The 3,922-nt window shown below is 69.2% G+C and carries 4 protein-coding genes; 1 reads left to right on the top strand and 3 read right to left on the bottom strand.

Annotation, left to right across the window (positions count from 1 at the left end; all coding sequences use genetic code 11):
- The 3 genes from AC2VNT_RS17555 to AC2VNT_RS17545 all read right to left on the bottom strand — a co-directional run.
- Positions 1-1,379: flavin-containing monooxygenase (locus AC2VNT_RS17555; protein WP_486948067.1), on the bottom strand; the 1,379-nt coding region annotated here is incomplete at its 3' end.
- The gene (locus AC2VNT_RS17550) at positions 1,376-2,350 is read right to left on the bottom strand and encodes an alpha/beta hydrolase (RefSeq protein WP_486948066.1); all 975 of its coding nucleotides are present in this window, start codon (positions 2,348-2,350) and stop codon (positions 1,376-1,378) included. The genes AC2VNT_RS17555 and AC2VNT_RS17550, both read right to left, overlap by 4 nt.
- 4 nt (positions 2,351-2,354) lie before the next feature.
- The gene (locus AC2VNT_RS17545) at positions 2,355-3,302 is read right to left on the bottom strand and encodes an alpha/beta hydrolase (protein WP_486948065.1); all 948 of its coding nucleotides are present in this window, start codon (positions 3,300-3,302) and stop codon (positions 2,355-2,357) included.
- Between AC2VNT_RS17545 and AC2VNT_RS17540 the strand changes: the two genes are divergently transcribed.
- A partial coding sequence (locus tag AC2VNT_RS17540) for a lysoplasmalogenase (RefSeq protein ID WP_486948068.1) occupies positions 3,301-3,922 on the top strand: 622 nt, incomplete at its 3' end. The genes AC2VNT_RS17545 and AC2VNT_RS17540 overlap by 2 nt on opposite strands.

The following is a 3,922-nucleotide window of genomic DNA, read 5'->3' as shown; positions in this document are numbered from 1 at the left end:
CTGTTCGCGCCCTGGCAGCTGTCCTGCCAGAACACCTGACGGTGCCGGCGGCTCAGCTGCTCGGCGAAGTAACGCGCGTTGGCTGCTTGGCTGATCTCGACGCGGGCGGCACCGCGCTGGCGGGCCCGCTTCATGCAGCGCACCATGTGGTGCGTCTGGGCCTCGATCAACGCGAAGTACGACGAGCCGACGTAGCCGTACGGCCCCATCGTGGAAAAGAAATTGGGAAAGCCGGGAATGGTGTTTCCCTCGTAGGCCTGCGCCCGGTTCTCCTCCCAGAACCGTTGCAGCGGTTGGCCGCCGCTGCCGGTGACCGCAAACGTCGGCGTGCTTTCGGCGTCGAAGACGTGAAAACCGGTGGCGAGCACCAGCACGTCGATCTCGTGGTGGGTACCGTCGGTGGTAGCCACCGCCGACGGCGTGATCTTGTCGATCGGTTGCGTCACGAGCTCGACATTGTCGCGGTTGTAGGTCGACAGGTAGCTGTTGTGGAAACCGGGCCGCTTGCAGCCGATGGCGTAGCTCGGGGTGAGCTGTTGCCGGACCTCGGGATCGCGCACTTTGCGCCGCAGATACGCGCGGCCGAGCGACTCCATCCAGCGGGCCAGTGGATACACGGTGAAGTACTGAGCCGGCAGCGGAAACGTCACCTCGACGTAGCTCTGGGTGATCAGCCGCTGCAGCGTTCTGGCGCCCGGCAGCCGCAACGCCCAGTGCGCCGGCGTGGGCAGCGGCACGTCGAATTTCGGGAAGCACCAGATCGGCGTTCGTTGAAAGACTTTGAGCTGCTTGACAATGGGCGCGATCTGCGGGATCAGCTGCACCGCCGAAGCGCCGGTGCCGATCACCGCGACCCGCTTGCCGGTCAGGTCGAGGGTGTGGTCCCAGCGGGCGGTGTGCACCACCGCGCCACCAAAGGAGTCGACGCCGTCGATGTCGGGCGGCTTGGGCACGGTCAGCACCCCGCCGCCGTTGTAGACGAACCGGGCCGTGACTTCGCCACCGGGATCGAGTTGCACCCGCCACAGCGAGCGTTCGTCGTCGAACGCGGCAGACAAAACCCTGGTGCTGAACCGGATCTTGCGCCGGATGCCGTACTTGTCGGTGCAGTGTTCGGCGTAGGCCTTCAGCTCGCCGCCGCGCGCGTAGGTGCGCGACCAGTCCGGCCGCTGCTCGAACGAGAACTGATACGACGCCGACGGAATGTCCACCGCGATACCGGGATAGGTGTTCCAGTACCAGGTTCCGCCGACCCCGTCGCCGGCCTCGACGATCAGGTAGTCGCCGAAGCCTTCCTGGTCGAGCTTGACCGCGGCGCCGATGCCGGAGAATCCTGCGCCGACGATCAGGCAGTGGTAGTCGGGCCGATCACCGCTCACCGGTGCAGCGCCGCTTTGAGGGCGGCCAGACCGCGGTTGGTCGCCTCGGCGGCGGCGGGGATGATCAGCGCGAAGCTGACATAGCCGTGCACCAGATCGCCCTCGTTGCTCAGCTCGGCGGGCACGCCGGCGGCGTTCAGCAGGTCGGCGTACAAGGCGGCGTCGTCGCGCAGCGGATCGTGTTCGGCGCTGCCGATGAAGGCCGGGGCCAGCCCGGCGAAGTCGGCGGCGTTGCACGGCGCCAGAGCGGCGGGCAGCGTCTTGGGGTCGCTGATGTCCACCCCGGGGGCGTACCACGTCAGGAACGCGTCGATGACGTCGCGGTTCAGGATCGGCGCGTCGGCATTCTCGGTGAACGACGGCATCGACAGGTCGGCGGTGATCGACGGGTACCAGAGCAGCTGGAACGCCAGCGTCGGTCCGTCCTCGTCGCGGGCCCGCTGGGCCATCACCGCGGCGAAGTTGCCGCCGGCCGAGTCGCCGGCGACCGCGATCCGGCTGGGATCGCCACCCAATTCGACGGCGTGCTCGGCGGTCCACTGCAGCGCAGCCCAGGCGTCGTCCAGCCCGGCCGGGAAAGGATGCTCGGGGGCCAGTCGGTAGCCGACGGACACCACGATGGCGTCGGCGCCGACTGCGTGTGCGCGCGCGACCGGGTCGTGGGTGTCGAGGTCTCCCAGGGCGAAGCCGCCGCCGTGGTAAAAGACCACGATCGGCAAGTCACCCGGCTCGCCGGCAGCCGAACCCGGCGGCCAGTAGATGCGGACCGGGACATCGGTGACGTCGCCGTGCCCGACACTGCGGTTTTCGATGCGCAGATCCGGCAGCATCTCCGGCGGCGCCTTCAGCTGACGCAGTCTGTCGCGGGCGACCTCGACGCCGTCGGACGCCGTGAAGGTCAGCGGGAACGCGTCGACCAAAGCCTTGAGCGTCGGGTCGATCTGCGGTCGTTCGATGGTCGGATCCGGCATGGATCTACCGTACGTGCAGCGCATTCTGCAGTGCGGCCAGCCCGCGGTCCATCGCGGCGGTCGCCGCCGGCACCACTCCGGCGTAGCCGAGATACCCGTGCACCATCGCCTCGGCGTTGTGCACCTCGACCGGGACACCGGCCGCGGCGAGCAACTCGCCGTAGCGCGCCCCGTCGTCGCGCAGCGGGTCGTGGCCGGCCACGGCGATGTAGGCGGCGGGCAGGCCGGCCAGATTCGCGGCCCGCCCCGGCGCCATCCCGACCGGCGGATTGAACAGGTCGATGTCGCCCGCGTAATAACGGCTGAACATGGCGACGGCCGCGCTGTCGAGAACCGCGGCGTCGGCGTTCTCGGTGAACGAGGGCAGCGACGAATCCCACAGGGTCGCTGGATACCACAGCAGCTGATAAGCGACGGGCGGCCCGCCCTCGTCGCGGGCCCGCTGCGCGATGACAGCGGCGATGTTGCCGCCCGCGGAGTCGCCGGCCACCGCAAGCCGACTCGTGTCGGCACCGATCTCGTCGCCGTGTCGGGCCACCCACTGTGTTGCCGCCCAGGCGTCGTCGATCGCGGCGGGGTAGGGATGCTCGGGCGCCAGGCGGTACTCGACAGACACCACCACGGCCGAAGCGCCGACGGCGTGCTGGCGGGCGGTGCCGTCGTGCGTGTCGAGGTCACCGACGACAAAGCCGCCGCCGTGAAAGAACAGCACCACCGGCGGCGCGGCGTCCTCGGTTGGCGGCCAGTAGATCCGGATGTTGAGCGGCCCCGCCGGCCCGTCGATGGCACGGTCTTGCACCTGAAGCTCGGGATGGAAGCTGCGGCGCGGCAGGTCACGTAGGGCCTGGCGGGCCGCGTCGACACCGTCGTCGGCGGACAACCGGAACGGGACCGCGTCCAGTACCTTCTGCAGGATGGGATCGATCGCGGATCCAGAGTCGACGCTGGGCATGCAGACACCGTACGCACCGCGAGTGCTGCTCGGCGCGTGGGTAGCTGGCGGTTGGGCCGGCATCGCCTACGGCGTATTCCTGACCATCGTGGCGCTGCGTTCTCCGCCGGGTGCGGAGCTGGCCGGGGTGTGGGGCGTCCAACCGGCGTTCAAGGCGTCGATGGCGCTGCTGCTGGCGTTTGCGGCGGCGGCGCATCCTGTTGTCCGCGAACGGCGCTGGTTGATGCCGGCATTGCTGCTCTGCGCGGTCGGCGACGTGCTGTTGGCGGTTCCGTGGTGGGCGTCGTCGTTCGTGTTCGGGCTGGGCGCGTTCTTGTTGGCACACGTGTGTTTTCTGGGTGCGCTGCTGCCGCTGGCGCGGTCGGGTGGGTCTCGTGCCCGGGTGGTCGCCGTCGCGTTGGTGTGCTCGGCGTGCGTCGGTCTGCTGGCGTGGTTCTGGCCGCAGCTGGGGCGCGACGGCATGACGATTCCGGTCACCGTCTACCTGCTGGTGCTGGTGGCGATGGTGTCGGCGGCGTTGCTCGCTCGACTGCCGACGGTCTGGACGGCGGTCGGTGCGGTGTGCTTCGCCTGGTCGGACGCGATGATCGGGATCAGCCGGTTTGTGCTGGGTTCGCAGG

Source organism: Mycobacterium sp. TH-M15 (genome assembly GCF_057473705.1).
This window is presented reverse-complemented; position numbering and strand designations above follow the sequence as displayed.

What these genes read in the sequence shown, in the direction of transcription:
- AC2VNT_RS17550 (WP_486948066.1), bottom strand. Translation starts at nt 2,350, where the DNA reads ATGCCGGATCCGACCATCGAACGACCGCAGATCGACCCGACGCTCAAG.
- AC2VNT_RS17545 (WP_486948065.1), bottom strand. Translation starts at nt 3,302, where the DNA reads ATGCCCAGCGTCGACTCTGGATCCGCGATCGATCCCATCCTGCAGAAG.